Source organism: Methyloversatilis sp. XJ19-13 (genome assembly GCF_024580155.1).
GTDB lineage: Bacteria > Pseudomonadota > Gammaproteobacteria > Burkholderiales > Rhodocyclaceae > Methyloversatilis.
The window spans coordinates 126,260-141,417 of the sequence record NZ_JANINH010000009.1 but is presented as its reverse complement, the minus strand read 5'-3'; the positions used below and the strand labels follow the sequence as shown (position 1 = coordinate 141,417).

General features: G+C 64.9%; 15 protein-coding genes and 1 pseudogene. 3 read left to right on the top strand and 13 right to left on the bottom strand.

The features are described 5' to 3' along the window. The 3 genes and pseudogenes from NMQ14_RS13320 to NMQ14_RS13310 all read right to left on the bottom strand — a co-directional run. On the bottom strand, nucleotides 1-1,645 hold a 1,645-nt coding region (locus NMQ14_RS13320; RefSeq protein ID WP_257096889.1), incomplete at its 3' end, for a DUF6531 domain-containing protein. A 169-nt stretch (nucleotides 1,646-1,814) separates the two neighbouring features. Next, nucleotides 1,815-2,252, bottom strand: a pseudogene (locus NMQ14_RS13315) (transposase); the annotation flags it as partial. Nucleotides 2,253-2,376: 124 nt separating this feature from the next. Further along, the gene (locus tag NMQ14_RS13310) at nucleotides 2,377-3,195 is read right to left on the bottom strand and encodes an alpha/beta fold hydrolase (RefSeq protein WP_257096887.1); all 819 of its coding nucleotides are present in this window, start codon (nucleotides 3,193-3,195) and stop codon (nucleotides 2,377-2,379) included. Between the two features lie 142 nt (nucleotides 3,196-3,337). Between NMQ14_RS13310 and NMQ14_RS13305 the strand changes: the two genes are divergently transcribed. Beyond that, nucleotides 3,338-3,841, top strand: a complete 504-nt coding sequence (locus NMQ14_RS13305) for a hypothetical protein (RefSeq protein WP_257096885.1) — start codon at nucleotides 3,338-3,340, stop codon at nucleotides 3,839-3,841. A gap of 16 nt (nucleotides 3,842-3,857) precedes the next feature. Here the strand turns inward: NMQ14_RS13305 and NMQ14_RS13300 are convergent, their stop codons facing one another. The 7 genes from NMQ14_RS13300 to NMQ14_RS13270 form a co-directional block, all read right to left on the bottom strand. Beyond that, the gene (locus tag NMQ14_RS13300; protein ID WP_257096884.1) at nucleotides 3,858-5,594 is read right to left on the bottom strand and encodes a cation:proton antiporter; all 1,737 of its coding nucleotides are present in this window, start codon (nucleotides 5,592-5,594) and stop codon (nucleotides 3,858-3,860) included. A gap of 48 nt (nucleotides 5,595-5,642) precedes the next feature. Next, nucleotides 5,643-6,416, bottom strand: coding sequence for a fumarylacetoacetate hydrolase family protein (locus NMQ14_RS13295; RefSeq protein WP_257096882.1), 774 nt, complete (start codon nucleotides 6,414-6,416; stop codon nucleotides 5,643-5,645). Between the two features lie 41 nt (nucleotides 6,417-6,457). Next, complete coding sequence (locus tag NMQ14_RS13290; protein ID WP_257096880.1) at nucleotides 6,458-7,093, bottom strand: NADPH-dependent FMN reductase; 636 nt, start codon at nucleotides 7,091-7,093, stop codon at nucleotides 6,458-6,460. Next, the gene (locus NMQ14_RS13285; RefSeq protein ID WP_257096878.1) at nucleotides 7,090-7,716 is read right to left on the bottom strand and encodes a ParA family protein; all 627 of its coding nucleotides are present in this window, start codon (nucleotides 7,714-7,716) and stop codon (nucleotides 7,090-7,092) included. The genes NMQ14_RS13290 and NMQ14_RS13285 overlap by 4 nt, the downstream gene beginning before the upstream one ends. Nucleotides 7,717-7,753: 37 nt before the next feature. Further along, nucleotides 7,754-8,413 (bottom strand): SDR family NAD(P)-dependent oxidoreductase, encoded by a 660-nt coding sequence (locus NMQ14_RS13280; protein WP_069039250.1) that lies wholly within the window; start codon nucleotides 8,411-8,413, stop codon nucleotides 7,754-7,756. A gap of 114 nt (nucleotides 8,414-8,527) precedes the next feature. After that, a complete protein-coding gene (locus tag NMQ14_RS13275) occupies nucleotides 8,528-8,866 on the bottom strand; it encodes a hypothetical protein (protein ID WP_257096877.1) in 339 nt (112 codons plus the stop codon). An 80-nt stretch (nucleotides 8,867-8,946) separates the two neighbouring features. Continuing rightward, on the bottom strand, nucleotides 8,947-9,930 hold the full coding sequence (locus NMQ14_RS13270; RefSeq protein WP_257096875.1) for a quinone oxidoreductase: 984 nt from the start codon (nucleotides 9,928-9,930) through the stop codon (nucleotides 8,947-8,949). A gap of 108 nt (nucleotides 9,931-10,038) precedes the next feature. On the opposite strand from NMQ14_RS13270, the gene NMQ14_RS13265 reads away from it, so the two are divergent. Both NMQ14_RS13265 and NMQ14_RS13260 read left to right on the top strand, forming a co-directional pair. Next, nucleotides 10,039-10,806, top strand: coding sequence for a ParA family protein (locus tag NMQ14_RS13265; RefSeq protein WP_257096873.1), 768 nt, complete (start codon nucleotides 10,039-10,041; stop codon nucleotides 10,804-10,806). A gap of 109 nt (nucleotides 10,807-10,915) precedes the next feature. Continuing rightward, a complete protein-coding gene (locus NMQ14_RS13260) occupies nucleotides 10,916-11,413 on the top strand; it encodes a hypothetical protein (protein ID WP_257096872.1) in 498 nt (165 codons plus the stop codon). On the opposite strand, the gene NMQ14_RS13255 is transcribed toward NMQ14_RS13260, so the two are convergent. Genes NMQ14_RS13255 through uvrD form a run of 3 tightly spaced genes read right to left on the bottom strand, consistent with a single transcriptional unit; the run spans nucleotide 11,410 to nucleotide 15,135 of the window. Next, nucleotides 11,410-12,009, bottom strand: a complete 600-nt coding sequence (locus tag NMQ14_RS13255) for a poly-gamma-glutamate hydrolase family protein (RefSeq protein ID WP_257096871.1) — start codon at nucleotides 12,007-12,009, stop codon at nucleotides 11,410-11,412. The two genes, NMQ14_RS13260 and NMQ14_RS13255, sit on opposite strands and share 4 nt — an antisense overlap. Beyond that, nucleotides 12,006-12,908: a tetratricopeptide repeat protein gene (locus tag NMQ14_RS13250; protein WP_257096870.1), complete on the bottom strand. Its 903-nt coding sequence runs from the start codon at nucleotides 12,906-12,908 to the stop codon at nucleotides 12,006-12,008. Before NMQ14_RS13250 ends, NMQ14_RS13255 begins: the two co-directional genes overlap by 4 nt. 1 nt (nucleotide 12,909) lies before the next feature. Further along, nucleotides 12,910-15,135, bottom strand: a complete 2,226-nt coding sequence (uvrD, locus tag NMQ14_RS13245) for a DNA helicase II (protein ID WP_257096869.1) — start codon at nucleotides 15,133-15,135, stop codon at nucleotides 12,910-12,912. Between the last annotated feature and the right edge of the window lie 23 nt (nucleotides 15,136-15,158).

The window sequence follows — 15,158 nt, the reverse complement described above, 5'->3', positions numbered from 1 at the left end:
CCGTCGGGTCCGGCTGGCCGTGATAGACCCAGGTCGTGATCTTCTTCGGTTGCGCTTCGCGCACCTTCAGGCGCCACAGCGGATGCCACTCGGTGCTGATGCGGCGCTGGGTGGCCGTCGGGCTGTAGCCAGCCGGTGTCGCCGGGCAAGCGTCTGCGGCACCGAGCCCTTCGATGCGCACCGTCTCAAGATTGCGCGCGAGATCGTTGCCGTAGCACGTCTTGTTCCCCGCAAAATCCGTCCGGCTCGCAACGTTGGCGTTGCCGTCGTAGGTCACGGCGGACGAGGCTGCGCCGCACCCCGGGCCGCCGGGCTGGCTCACACCACCTACTTTCACTCGCCCTTGAATGATCTGGTATGAATATGTTCGAGAAGTACCAAGCGGATCTGTAACTACTGCATCGCCATCGCTCAAATAACTAATGTCAAATGAGGCCGCCCCCCTTTTGCTCGAAAACGCCCGACGATTCGACAAATACTTGTATGTTGAATACCGCTGCGAGTTCTCATCAAGAATACCTGTGAGCAAACTCCGCCCGGTTACGCCACTCGCATTAGCCGTTTCGTCATAAATATACGTTCTCTGCTCACCATCTACATGGATTACTGAAACTAAATTTCCCGTTCCACCGTAGGAATACTGCCACAATTCTCCGCCTGTTTTCTCAACCCGTGAAACATAGCCATCTGAATTGTATAGAAAATTTATTCCACGCCCAAAATTGTCAATTATCTGGTCTAGCGTTTCGACCTCTCCATCACCGCCCTGCGAGCTATCGAGCTCGTGATGAAAATCAATCCGAGCACCGTTGTGACCAATCTTTTGACGAAGCCGAGAGTTTCCATCAAATATCAAAACAAAATTATCCGAACTAAAAAATCTCACGCCAGAAAACAGAGAATCGTTCTCCAACCTAACACGCGATGAGGAATCAGAGATCCAACCTGTCCCAAACTGATTGAAAAAGTAAATTTCTCCGGACCCACCAACCATAGCCGCCGAATAAACCCCAACACCTTGGTCAAACCGAAGCCTCCAATCAAAGGAGTGGCGCCAACCATTTCCTAGAGTCGAGCGCCCTACAATCGCGTTCAAAACAGCTTGGCTGTTGTAGCTCCAGCCAAAATCAAAATAAGCATCCCCAATTTCATGCTGGAACTTATTTCCGGTGCCCGTGTTAATCGGATTTGTTCCATTATTCATGGGGTTGGAAAAGTCACATCCATCGCTTCCTTGACCAAGGTTCTTGGCCTGTGTAGCGAGATTGTTTGTATTGCTACAGTTTCGATAACCCCCGACCCCACCATCCGGACACATCCACTGGACATATGAACCGATAGAGCCATTTGAAACAATTGTCGGAGAAAATATACTTCGATAAGTAAAATCACGGCGCCACCACCAGCTTTGAGCCCACTCTGCATAGAATTCAGTGTCACCCTCCGGGCTGCAATCAAAGGATACTGCACGACACCAATCGGCCAGCGAAACATCGGCCGCCTCCTTGAGAGATGACAGCCACGCAATATTGGGTGCCAGATAAACCTTTTGCGGCGCAGTGCTGATTGACTGTGGGAAGGCACTAATGTGATATCCCCATAGCCCAATCAAAAAGATAGAATATGAAAATAGTTTTTTGCGCATGCAAGAAACCCTAAGGAAACACTGATCAAAGCCACCCTTCCGGGATTCTCCATTCCGGAAGTCGTGTTCGCAAAATTCGCGTCGTCATGACATCGAATTTCACCCGTTTTTCACTCCCGAATCACCGATCCGGGGCCCTTTCTGGGCTCATCGCCCCGATTTCTCGCCTTCAGGACGCACCTGTCCTGTACGGCGCGCACAGCGTTCGCTGCGACAGCACCAGATTCGCCATCGCGAACAGCACCTGCAACTGCGCCGTGTTCTTCGCCAGTCCCTTGTAGCGACACTTGCGATGCCGGAACAGGTTCTTCACGACGTGGAACACGTGCTCGACCTTCGAGCGGATGCTCGCCTTGGCATGCTCCGCCTTCTCGATGAGCTGGCGTCTCGGGTCAGCCTTGTCCAGCTTCTTGTAAGTCGAACGGCGCCGTGCGATGACAAACTCGGCTGAGCAATCTTTCAGTGCTTCGCGTTTCTTCGCGCCCTGGTAACCGGCGTCGGCATGCACATACTTCTCTTCACCGTGCAGCAGCTTGTGCGTCTGGCTCACATCGGACTCGTTCGCCGCGGTGGTGGCGATCGAATGGACCACCCCGGTGTGCGCATCCACAGTTCGCGCTGCAGTATCGGACTTCAACAGACGCGGCTGCTTGAGCGGGTCCGACGGAGATTGTCTCGAAAACATGACGATCGGCACGCATAGTGAATATGCGCAGTTTCAAGCCGCTTTATTATGGGCGCATGACATTTGCGTGATGGCGCGCGAGATGGGCCGTCACCGCATCTGCGCATGCCTCGGGCTGCTCGAACGGTATGAGGTGGTGGGTGTCCAGCTCGCGCCAGTCCTCACCCCAGAAGGCGCGGTTGGCGTCGCGGCCGGCGAGGCGCAGTTCATCCGACTGGCTGCCGGCGACGAAACCGATGGGCGTGCCGCGCCGGCGCAGCGTGCGCACGGCACGCAGGGCCGCCCGGTGCGCCAGCGTGGCGTAGATGTCGCGTTCGGCTTCGCGTGCAATGGTCAGCGTGACACCGCCATCCGGGTGATCGGTCAGTGCGGCGGCCAGGAAATCGTCGAGCACGCCGGGCGCCCAGCGCTGCACGAAAGGTTTGTCGGCCAGGTGTCGCCGGGCGTCTTCGCGCGATGGCCAATGCATGCGCCGGCGAGCGGCAATCGGCGCCGGACCCACCTTGCGCGACAGGCCGCTGGCATGTGATGCCGTCAGCACTGCCCCGCGCCAGCCGCCGACCAGCGGCGCATCGATCAGAACGACCTGCGCCACGCGCATCGGCCGGCGCGCGGCAGCCATGGCGGCCAGATAGCCGCCCATCGAGTGCCCCACCAGCGCGAGCGGTTCATCCGGCAGCGCGTCGACCCGGGCCAGCACCTGCGTCAGCAGGTTGCGCCAGTCGCGGCCGGGGCCGTGCGCGGCGGCGATCACGTCGATCGCCCCGACCGGATGGTGGCGCGCCAGTGCAGCGAGAAACTGGCGGTGCACGCCGGCCGGGTAGCCATTGGCGTGCAGGAACAGGACAGGTTGGGCGGGCGGCATGGCGCGAAGAAGAATACGCCGCGTACCCGGCCGGCGTGTCGCGACAACCGGTTGCGCGCAATGCTTTTGAGTCAGGTCAATGCGTCAAGCGCGTCAGAGGCGCACACTGGCTGCAATCACTCACTACCGGAAGGAAGCAATCATGAACAGGATCTGGGCCGCTCTGGCACTTTCCGCGTTGTCCTGTACGACCGCATGGGCCGACACCGCGTCGGGCCATGCCGGTTCGGCGCATCCGGCCGACGCGCTGAAGGACAAGGCGCCGGCCAACGTCGGCAACAAACCGGCGTTGCCGCCCGGCGTCACCCCGTCGACACGCAAGGTGCACGCCGGCCACGAACACCCTGTGATCGAAGGCCATGATCACGAACAGCCGAGCGCCACCGAAATGAAGCCGGCGCTGCCGCCGGGCGTCAAGCCGTCGACGCGCAAGGTGCATGCCGGCCACGAACACCCGGTGATCGAAGGTCACGACCACGCGCAGCTCACGGCCACCGAACAGAAGCCGGCACTGCCACCGGGTGTCAAGCCTTCGACCCGCAAGGTGCATGCCGGGCAGGAGCATCCAACGATCGAAAGCCACGACCACGTGCAGCCGAGCGCAACTGAAATGAAGCCGGCGCTGCCGCCGGGCGTGAAGCGCTGACGCGGCGCAAAAGGACTCAGTCGGCGCTGCGGCGTTCGGCGTCGATCAGTTCGCCACGCTGTGCCAGCGACACATCCAGCTGCGCCAGCACATGATCGCCCAGCTGGAGCGCCGCTTCCAGCGCCTCCGGAATGACTTCGCTGGCGCCGGCCGCGCGCAGTTCGGCAGCATGGGCGCCATCCCGCGCCCGGGCGATCAGCGGCAGCGCCGGGAATTCGGCGTGCAGGCTGCGCACCACGTGCCGTGCCGCGGCGGGATCATCCATCGTGACCACCAGCGCGCGGGCCCGACCGGCGCCCAGATGATGCAGCAGTGACGGGCTGCCGGCATCGCCGACAATCACCGTCCGACCTGCTGCATGATGGCGCGTCGCTGCGGCGACGTGTCGTTCGATGGCGACCCACGGCAGACCGGCGCGGTCCAGCACACGTGCCACCCGCTGCCCGACACGGCCGAAGCCGGCGATGATGACCACATCCTCCTGCGCGGGCAGGCTTCGCGCGGCCGCACTTTCGCCCGCCGTGTCCGCAGCGCGATCGAAGCGCCGGCGCAGCGCACGGCCGGCCTTTGCCGCAAGCGGCGTCATGAACATGCTCAGCGTGGCCACCAGCAGCATGAAATTGCCGGTACGAGCGTCCAGCAGACCGGCGCCGAGCGCGATGCCGATGACGATGAGCGCGAATTCGCCGGCCTGACCGAGCAACAGCGCCGCCTCGGCCGCGTCACCGCGTGCCATGCCGAACAGGCGGAACAGCGTAAACAGCACGGCGCTTTTCAGCGCGTACAGGCCGATCACCGAGCCCACCAGCCACAGCGCATCGGCGGCCACGGTCACCAGATCGAGACTCATGCCGACCGACACGAAGAACAGCCCCATCAGCAAACCCTTGAACGGTTCGATGGCCTGCAGCGCAGCGTGGCGGTATTCGGTTTCGGACAGCATCAGTCCGGCCAGGAAGGCGCCGAGCGCCATCGACAGTCCGGCACTGCCCGTCAGCGCCGCGACGCCGAGCGCGGCGAGCAGTGTCAGCGCCATGAAGCTGTCGGCCTGCGTGGTGACCGACACACGGCGGAACAACGGCGTCAGCACGAGCCGACCAAGCAGCAGGATGAGCGCCACCGCCAGCGCCGCCTTGGCCAGCGCGGTGAGCAGCAGCCATGCAAAGCCGCTGACGGTGCCGCCTGCGCCATCATCGGCCATCAGGCCGAGCAGGATGAGCAGCGGTACGAAGGCGATGTCCTGCAGCAGCAGCACGGCAAAACTCGTGCGCCCGACCGTCGAACGCGTCTGACCGGCCTCGTCGAGCAGCTGCATCACCACCGCGGTTGATGACATCGCGAGGCCGAGGCCGAGCACCAGCGCCGTTTCGTAGCCGTGCCCGAAGGCCAGCGCGATGCCGGCGATCAGCGCGCCGGTGCCCAGCCACTGAGCGCTGCCCACGCCCAGCACCCAGCGCCGCAGCGACCACAGCTGGCGTGCCGACAGTTCGAGACCGATGACGAACAGCATGAACATGACGCCCAGCTCGGCCAGGCCGCGCACGCCCTCGCCGTCGGCGATGGTGAGCGCCCCCAGCCAGGGCTGGTCAGCGGCCAGCCGGCCCAGACCATACGGACCGACCAGGGCGCCCGCGCAGAGGAAGGCCACGACCTGGCTGACCCGGGCGCGCGCCAGCAGCGGCATCACCAGACCGGCGATGGCGAGAAACAGCAGCAGCGGCTGCAGGTGGGGTAATCCGGCGTGGGCGTCCATCCGTCAAGCGTGCATCAGACGCGGCCGAGCCGTATTGACACAGGTCGTTCAGTCAGCGGGCGCGTACACGTTGCTGAGCGTGCCGACCCCGCTGACGGTCACTTCGACGGTGCTGCCCGGTTTCATCGGCAGCACGCCGACCGAGGTACCACAGCAGATCACGTCACCGGGCAGCAGCGTCATGTCGCGCGAAATCATCGCCACCAGCTTCACCGGCGAAATGATCATGTCGGACACCGGATAGCGCTGGCGCTCGCGCCCGCCGACCGTGGTGACCACTTCGGCATCGGCCGGCAGCGCATCGGTTTCGATGACCGGCCCGAAGCAGCCGAAGCCGTCGAAACTTTTGGCGCGGGTCCATTGCGCGAATGACGGGTCCTTGTCCACCAGTTCCAGCGCGCTCACGTCATTGACGCAGGTGTAGCCGAAGATGGCGTCGGCCGCCTGCGCCTCGTCCAGGTTGCGGGCGACCTTGCCGATGACCACGCCCAGTTCGCCTTCGTAGAACACGCGACCGTCGAAGGCCAGCGGTTTCGGGATCGGCTGGCCGTGCCAGTTCAGCGCAGTCGGCGAACGCACGAGGAACAACGGCTCAGCCGGCACGCTGCCACCGGCCTTCTGCACGGCCGCGTGAAAGTTGTTCACGATGATGATCATCTTCGACGGCACGCACGGCATCAGCCATTCGACGTCGGCCAGCGGCACGATTTCGCCGGTCGCGCGAGGCGCGTCGAACAGGTCGCCGTCGAGCAGTTCAACCGAGTCACCGGCAATGCGGCCCAGCCGTTCGGCGCCCTGATGGCGCACACGCAGGTATTTCATTGGTGCTTCCTGGAATCGGACAGTAAATCAGCGGAAAGAAATCAGGGGCGCAGGCGCGCCGCCACGTCGACCAGACGCATCGCCGTGCGGTCCAGCATCTGCTGCAGGCGCTCGTCGGCCAGACGGCCTTCGGACGTGAAGGCCGTGGACGCCCCGCCGACGGCCACCTGCTCGGACAGCACCAGCGCGCCGACCGACTGCAGCACCGCCCGCAGATGCACCAGACCGCGCAGGCCGCCCAGCGCGCCCGGTGAGGCCGCGGCGAGCGCGGCCACCTTGCCGGCATACGGCACCGTACCGGCCTCGTCGCCGGCCGGGCGGGAAATCCAGTCCAGCGTGTTTTTCAGTACCGCGCTGAAAGAACCGTTGTACTCCGGCGACGCGATGAACAGGCCGTGATGCGACTTGAACAGTTCCTTCAGCGGGCGCACCCCCAGCGGCAGACCGGCCGACGCTTCGAGGTCGCCGTCGTACAGCGGCAGCGGATGATCGCGCAGGTCCATGAAGGTGGCTTCACCGCCCGCCTCTTCGACCGCACGGGCTGCCGCCAGTGCGAGCTTGCGGTTGAACGATGCCTCGCGTGTGCTTCCGGCGAAGCACAGGATGCGTGCCTTCACGCCCTCCTCCTCGGAACTGTTGCGGACGACGGCCAGGCTTTTGCTGTTCGGGTTGTTCATGGGGAGTCCAGCCAGTCGATGATGGGTTGCCACTGTTCGCGGTCGGTCTGAGCGCGCGAGCGGGACAGGTCGAAAATGCTCATGCCGTGCGCGGCCGTCTGCACGTATAGCTGCGAATTGCGCAGATAGCCCAGAACCGGCAGATCGAGCCCGGCGCAGAAACGCTCCAGTTCCTGCGCGGCGCGCGTGCGCGTGTCGACCCGCATGCCGACGATGCCGATGCGCACCCGCGCCGAACTGATGCGTTTGTGTTGCGCCAGCTCGTTCAGGAATTCGCCGGTGGCGAGGATATCGAAGATCGACGGCTGCACCGGCACCAGGATGCGGTCGACGCTGCGCAGCATGGTTTCGAGCCGCTTGCCGCGCAGGCCCGCGGGTGTGTCGATGACCACGTGAGTGGTGCCGCGCGGCGGCCGGGCGGGCAGGTCGGGTTCGATGTCCCAGCCGGAAATGGGCGCGAGCAGAGGCGAACGCAGGGCCAGCCAGTGGCGCGCCGACTGCTGGCGGTCAATGTCGCCCAGCATTACACGGGCCCCTTGGGTGGCGTAGTGCGCCGCGACATTGGTCGCCAGGGTGCTCTTGCCGGCACCGCCCTTGGGATTTGCAACCAGTACGCTATACATGCAGCAATCTCGGGAAAATACGCTCAGGAAAGTACGGTCAGGAAAGCACTATTTCGCGCGCGAACTGGCCGCCGGGCTGTGAATGCAGGGTCCAGAACGCGTCGGCGACGCGGGCCGAATCGAGCAGGCTGCCTTCGCGCAGCACGCCTGCGATCGTGACGATGGCGGCATGCACGCCGGCCGGCGACAGTTCCTGATGCAGGCTGAACACCAGATTGCGCAGCGCAGCCTTCTGCACCGACAGCGAAGCCGCCGCGGCGACCGGTTCCATCGCCAGTCCGCCGCCGGTGAACAGGATGCTGCCCTGACCGGCCGCGCGCATCGCCGGCAGCACGGCGCGCGCCGCGATCAGCGCGCCCAGCACGCCGATGCGCAGATCCGCCGCAAGCGCTTCCGGGTCGAGCACCGAGGGCGCGCTTTCACGCGGTACCGCGGCGTTGAACACCAGCACCTCGGGCGGCGGCATCGCGTGGCGCATGCTTTCGATGGCGCACACGATGGATTCGTCGCTCCCCGCGTCGGCCACGAAGCCCTGCGCGGTCACACCGCGCGCGGCCAGTTCGTGTTCATAGCGCTCGAGCTTGCCGGCATTGCGCGAAATCATCGCCACGCAATAGCCTTCGGCACCGAAGCGCCGTGCCACCGCGGCACCGACTCCGGTTCCCATGCCGACAATGGCACACACCTTGGATCCCATATCGTTTTTCTCCCGGCCAGCGCTGCTGTGATGGCTATTTGATGTCGCTGTTACCTGTCACGGCCATGTTGCTGGCCTTGTGCTGCCTTTGCCCGATGCTCTCGCGCGCCGCGTCTATCTGTCCTTGGCTGCAGCACGCGCCGCGACCAGCGCACTGCGGCGCTCCTCGTCGGCCTGCGCGATGGCCTGCTTCTGTTCGTCACTCAGCGGCTGGCCACGCTGCTGTTCGATGGCCGCGACCACGCGCGCGGCCGGGTCGGTGATGCGGCCTTCCGCCGGCATCGCCGAACGCACCTGCGCGTCGGGCAGGCGGGTAATGTCGACGATGCGACGTACGAACTGATCCTCGATCCTGCGTGTTTCCGCCTTCAGAAAGGCCGTCTGGGCAGGCGTCTGCGCGATGGCGGATGAAAGCATGCAACAGCAGGCCAGCAGCGACAACAGAAACTTCATCGGGAATGCTCCGCAAGGTCCATCGGTAATCGGCGTGCCACGCCGGGCACAGTGTGTTCCGCCCGCTCCTTCCTCATCCTTCACTCCGGCATGAGCAAAAGCGAACCGGTGGTAAGCCGTGCAGCGAGCGCTTCCTGCGCGCGCGCGCAGTCCTTCAACGCATGACGCTGCCCGATGGCAACACGCACGGTGCCGTCGGCCACCCGGGCGAACAATTCGCCGGCAGCAGCCAGCAGGTCGGCGCGCTGCGCCACGTAATGAAACAAGGTCGGCCGGGTCAGGAACAACGAGCCCTTCTGCGCCAGCAGCGCAGGTTCGAATGCGGCCACCGGTCCGGACGCGTTGCCGAAGCTGACCATCATGCCGAGCGGGGCGAGGCAGTCGAGCGAGGCCATGAAAGTGTCGCGGCCGATGCCGTCATAGACGACGCGCACACCCTTGCCGCCAGTCAGCGCGCGCACCTGCGCCGGCAGATCGGCCGGTGCCACATCGGTCAGCACGTGAGCACAACCGTGGGCACGGGCCAGTTCTGCCTTGGCCGGCGTACTGACCGTGCCGATGACCGTCGCGCCGAGCGCCTGCGCCCACTGGCTGGCAATCAGACCGACGCCACCGGCCGCGGCGTGCAGCAGTACGCTGTCACCTGGTTCGATGCGGCAGGTGCGACGCAGCAGATACTGCGCAGTCAGTCCCTTGAGCATCACGGCCGCGGCGGTGTCGAAATCGATCGCGTCGGGCAGGCGTACCAGCCGGTCGGCGGGCAGGTTGCGCACCGAGGCGTAGGCACCGGGCGGGCCGCCGGCATAGGCCACGCGGTCGCCGGGTGCGATGTCGGTCACGCCCTCACCGACCGCTTCGACCACACCGGCAGCTTCCAGCCCCAGCCCGCCGGGCAGCGGCATGGGGTAGAGCCCGGAGCGGTAGTAGATGTCGATGAAATTGACGCCGATGGCGTGCTGTCGCACCCGCGCCTCGCCTGCCGCGGGGTCGCACAGATCGACCGCCTCGTACTGCAACACCTCGGGGCCACCGGTACGGTGCATGCTTACAGCGAAATCGGTCATCGGAAGGGCAGGTTCCTGAACATGAGCACGGATTCTACCGGCCAAGTTCATGGTGCACTGCACCGTCGGTTTTGGCAGAATGCAGGCTCGCGTCCACCGGAGTCCGTCATGCGTCGTGTCGTGTTCAACCAGAAGGGTGGCGTCGGCAAATCCACGATCACCTGCAATCTGGCCGCCATCAGTGCCACGCGCGGCCAACGCACACTGGTGATCGATCTCGATACGCAGTGCAATTCGAGCCATTACCTGCTCGGCGATGCCGCCGACAAGGTGGAACTGGGTGCAGCCGACTTCTTCGACCAGATCCTCAATTTCAAGCTCACGCCACGCGACACGGCCGAGTTCATCAGCGACACCGGGCACCCCGGTCTGTCGGTGATGAGTGCCAGCCCGCAGCTGGCTGAACTCGAAAACAAGCTGGAGTCGCGCTACAAGATCTACAAGCTGCGCGAGGCGCTGGAAGCGCTCGACTACTTCGACAACATCTACATCGATACCCCGCCGGCGCTCAATTTCTACTCGCGCTGTGCGCTGATCGCTGCGGAGTCGGTGCTTATTCCGTTCGACTGCGACGATTTCTCGCGCAAGGCGCTGTACACGCTGATCGAGAACATCGAGGAAATCCGCGGTGACCACAACGAAGGGCTGAAACTCGAGGGCATCGTGGTGAACCAGTTCCAGGCGCGCTCCAGCCTGCCGGTGCGCGTGGTGCAGGAATTGCGCGACGAAGGCCTGCCGGTGCTCGAAGCCGCGCTGTCGTCATCGGTCAAGGTGAAGGAATCGCACGAAGCGGCGCAGCCGCTGATCCATTTCGCTCCCAGCCACAAAGTGACCCAGGAATTTGTTGCGCTGTACGAACTGCTCGAAAGCCGCTGATGGCCGTGGTCGCGATGATCGCGTTCGATGCGCCGCAGCGGCTGCGAAGGCGGTGGCAGCGGTAACCGTGCGGTCGAACTCGCAGCCGCTTCGCCCTGTCTGAGTGACCATGCTTCGCAGCCTCCTCTTCCTCCTGCTTTGCCTGGGCACCGTTTCCGCCGGCGCGGCCGGCAGCTATCGCGCGGTGGTCGGACTGGACAGCGGCTGGCCGCGCCGCTGTGGCAGCGCGGTGTCGATACAGGGCTGGGACATCCAGATCCTGCGCGAACGGGTCGGTGACGACGTCGCGGCGCGGGTGGAAGTCAGACCACCGGCCGGCGGCGGTGCATTACCGGTGCTGGCCCGGCTCGAAATCGGCCAGTTCAGGCCCGCCGTGCTGCTGGTGCCCAATGAAGGACTGCTCACGCTGCCCGGCTTCGAAGCCGATGCGCGTCTCGACTGGGCGACGCTGCTGCGCAACTTCATGTTCTTCGGCGGCACGCTGGTGCTCGGACAGGTCGGCGGCGACATCGAAATCCCGTTCACCGGACCGGCACCGCGCGACGTCACGGCGCAGTACCTGAATTGCTCCGGCGATCTGGCGGCGCCGCTGCGCGGCGGTAGCTAGGGTTCGCTGGCGCTCAGCCTGTAAAGAAGCGCCCGCCGTACCGCCTCGACCACCGCAGGTTCCAATGGCCCGCCACGCAGGCGGTCGCTCAACTCCAGCTGTACGCCCTGCCCGCTCGATCCGCGGTTGCAGACATTCGCGGCATCGCGACCGGGATATCGGTGGCCCGACACCTGGGCACGTACGCCGCGCACGAACAGCCGATCGGCGATCGCGCAGGCCAGGAGGCTGTCGCGCCCGCCGAGCAGCGCCCGCTCGCCGGTATCGGCCACGCCATGTACCGCCAGCACCGTGTGGCAGCCGGCGATCAGCGCCAGCGCACGCGGCTCGTCGAAATGCCGGCTGGTCAGATGCAGGGTTTCGAAATTGAGTGACGGCAGGCAGCCTTCGAACAGGTACAGGTCCAGATCCTCGCCGGCGATTGCGCGCGCGACTTCGGACGTCCCGCGCTCGATGCGCCCACCGTGCGGCGCGATCACTGCGATTCCGCTCCCACGACGTACGGCAGTGACGCGATAGTCGCGCCCCTCGACCTGTTCGGCAGCAAGTTCGGCGTAGCGTCGATAGCGATCCCGGTGCACCGCCTGACGGCTCACTGCGGGGCTGCGCCGATCGCGAAAAGCTTTTCGATGCGCACCATCGCCGGGTGCGAGCGGCCGGAGCGGCGCAATTCGGCGAAGTCATCGCGCAGGATGCGACGGAACTCGTCTTCGCCGCGCAGCGTGAGGTTGGCGGCATAGACCTCGCGCGCATTGCCGATCTGGCCATTCAGCAACAGCGCGTGCGCGCGGTTGATCTGCGCCGCCTTGTACTCGGCCGCTTCCTTCGGCACCTGATCGACGGCACGCAGCACATCGTCGTAGCGGCCGAGGTTCAGGCAGGCCCATGAATAGGCGACCCACACGCCATTGTCCTTGTAGCCAGACTCGATGGACCGGTCGAGCCACTGCGCGGCCTTTGCGTAGTCGGTCTGCGCGCCGCCGCCACTGTACAGCTGCGCCAGATGGACAAATGCCGGGGCATAGCCGGCTTCGGCCGAGCGGTTGGCCCAGGCCAGCGCGACATCGGCCGCAACCGGATTGGAGGTGTCAGCTTCGAGGTGGCGCGCCAGCAGCAGCATGGCTTCGGCATCGCCGGCGTCGGCCGCCAGCAGATACCAGCGACGCGCCTCGGCGTCGTCACGCTCGACGCCCAGCCCGCTGGCGTACAGCTGGCCAACGACTGCCTGGGCGCGCGGCAGCCCGCCCTGCGCCGCCTGCAGGGCGAAGCGCGCCGAAGCGATGTCGTCCTTGTCCAGACAGGTGCCGAAGAAATGCCAGTCGGACAATTGCAGCAGGGCCTCCGCGCTGCCTGCGTCCGCGGCGGTGCGCGCCTCGGTCAGGGCCGTTTCGCATTCGCCCCGCAGATGCGCAGTGCGCCACTGATCGCTGGCCGCGACCTGCCCGGTCGCACCGGATAGCAGCGCCCAGAACAGGAAGGCGACGCGCCGGTTCATGTCAGACCGCGCTCAGCTTGGCCACTGCCAGCGCCAGCCATTTGACGCCCTCGCGGCCGAAATTGACCTGTACCCGGGCGTCCGAGCCGGAGCCTTCGGCATTGACAATGACGCCACTGCCGAACTTCGAATGGCTGACCTGCTGGCCGATGCGAAAACCGGTGTCGTTGCTCGACGGCGACTTGCGGCCGCTGCCGAAGGTCCGCGGGTTGCTGCTGGATGGCGGCGGCGGCACCGCCGCGTTGCCGAAGCTGCCGAAGCCACGCGCCGTGGCGGGCGGCGTCAGCCACTTCATCAGTTCCGCCGGAATCTCGTCGAAGAAGCGGCTGCGCAGGTTGTAGCGCGTCTGGCCGTGCAGCATGCGCGACTGCGCGAATGACAGGTAAAGACGGCGGCGCGCGCGGGTGATGGCGACGTACATCAGCCGTCGTTCTTCCTCCAGCCCCTCGCGTTCGAGGATGGAATTCTCGTGCGGGAACAGCCCTTCCTCCAGCCCGCCGAGGAACACCGCGTCGAATTCCAGCCCCTTGGCCGAATGCACCGTCATCAGCTGCACCGCCGACTGACCTGCATCGGCCTGGTGTTCGCCCGCTTCGAGCGATGCGTGCGACAGGAAGGCGGCGAGCGGATCAGGCGGTGCGGCTTCGTCTTCGGCCGCCACCTGCGCGTAGCCTTCTTCGGAGATGAAGTTGCTCGCCGCGTTGATGATTTCATCGAGATTGGCGATGCGCTCCTGCCCTTCCTTCTCGGTCTTGTAGTGGGCGCGCAGCCCCGACAGTTCCAGCACCTGTTCGACCATTTCCGGCAGTGTCAGGCCCTCGCACGCAAAGCGCAGCTGATCGACCAGATCGATGAAATGGCCGACTGACTGCGCAGCCTTGCCGGTCAGCAGGTTCAGCGCGCCGTACAGGCTGGAGTCGGACGCCTTCGCGACGTCCTGCAGTTGTTCGAGCGAGCGGGCGCCGATGCCGCGGGTCGGGAAATTCACCACCCGGGTGAAGGCGGTGTCGTCGTGCGGATTGGCGATCAGTCGCATGTAGGCCAGCGCGTGCTTCACTTCCTGCCGCTCGAAGAAACGCAGGCCGCCATACACCCGGTAAGGAATCGCGGCGGAAAACAGCGCGTGCTCGAGCACGCGCGACTGCGCATTGCTGCGATAGAGCAGCGCAATGTCCGAGCGCGCCGCGCCGTCATTGATCAGCGCCTTGATTTCCTCGACCACCCAGCGCGCTTCCTCGATGTCGTTGAACGCCTCGTACACGCGCAGCGGCTCGCCGCTGCCGGCTTCGGTCCACAGGTTCTTGCCCAGCCGGCCGGTGTTCTGCTTGATGACAGCATTGGCCGCGTCGAGGATGTTGCCGTGCGAGCGGTAGTTCTGCTCCAGCCGGATGACGTTGTCGACATGGAACTCGCGCTCGAAGTCGCGCATGTTGCCGACCTCGGCGCCGCGGAAGCGGTAGATGCTCTGGTCGTCGTCGCCGACCGCCATCACCGCTGCCTGATGTTCGGTACCCAGACCGGCCAGCAGCTTGAGCCAGCGATACTGCAACACGTTGGTGTCCTGGAACTCGTCCACCAGCAGGTGGCGGAAGCGCCGCTGATAGTGCGCGCGGATCGGTTCATTGCGCGTCAGCAGTTCGTAACAGCGCAGCAGCAGTTCGGCGAAATCGACCACGCCTTCGCGCTGGCACTGTGCCTCGTAGGCCTGATACAGCTCGACGCGCCGGCGTGCGAAGTCGTCGAAGGCTTCGACTTCGTGCGGCCGCAGGCCCTGTTCCTTTGCCGAATTGATGAAGTAGCCCAGCTCGCGCGGCGGAAACTTCTCGTCGTCGATGTTCAGCGCCTTCAGCAGGCGCTTGATGGCCGACAGCTGGTCAGCCGAATCCAGAATCTGGAACAGTTGCGGCAGGCCGGCTTCCTTCCAGTGCGCGCGCAGCATGCGGTTGCACAGGCCGTGGAAGGTGCCGATCCACAGCCCGCGCGTATTCATCGGCAGCATGGCGGTCAGCCGCGCCAGCATTTCCTTGGCCGCCTTGTTGGTGAAGGTGACCGCCAGGATGCCGTGCGGCGACACCTGGCCGGTGGAAATCAGCCAGGCGAGCCGGGTGGTCAGCACGCGCGTCTTGCCGGAGCCGGCACCGGCGAGGATGAGTGCCGACTGCGAGGGCAGCGTGACAGCCTGGAACTGCGGTTCATTCAGACCGGCGAGGAGCGGATTTGCGTTCATCCGGCCGATTCTAACCGCGCAGC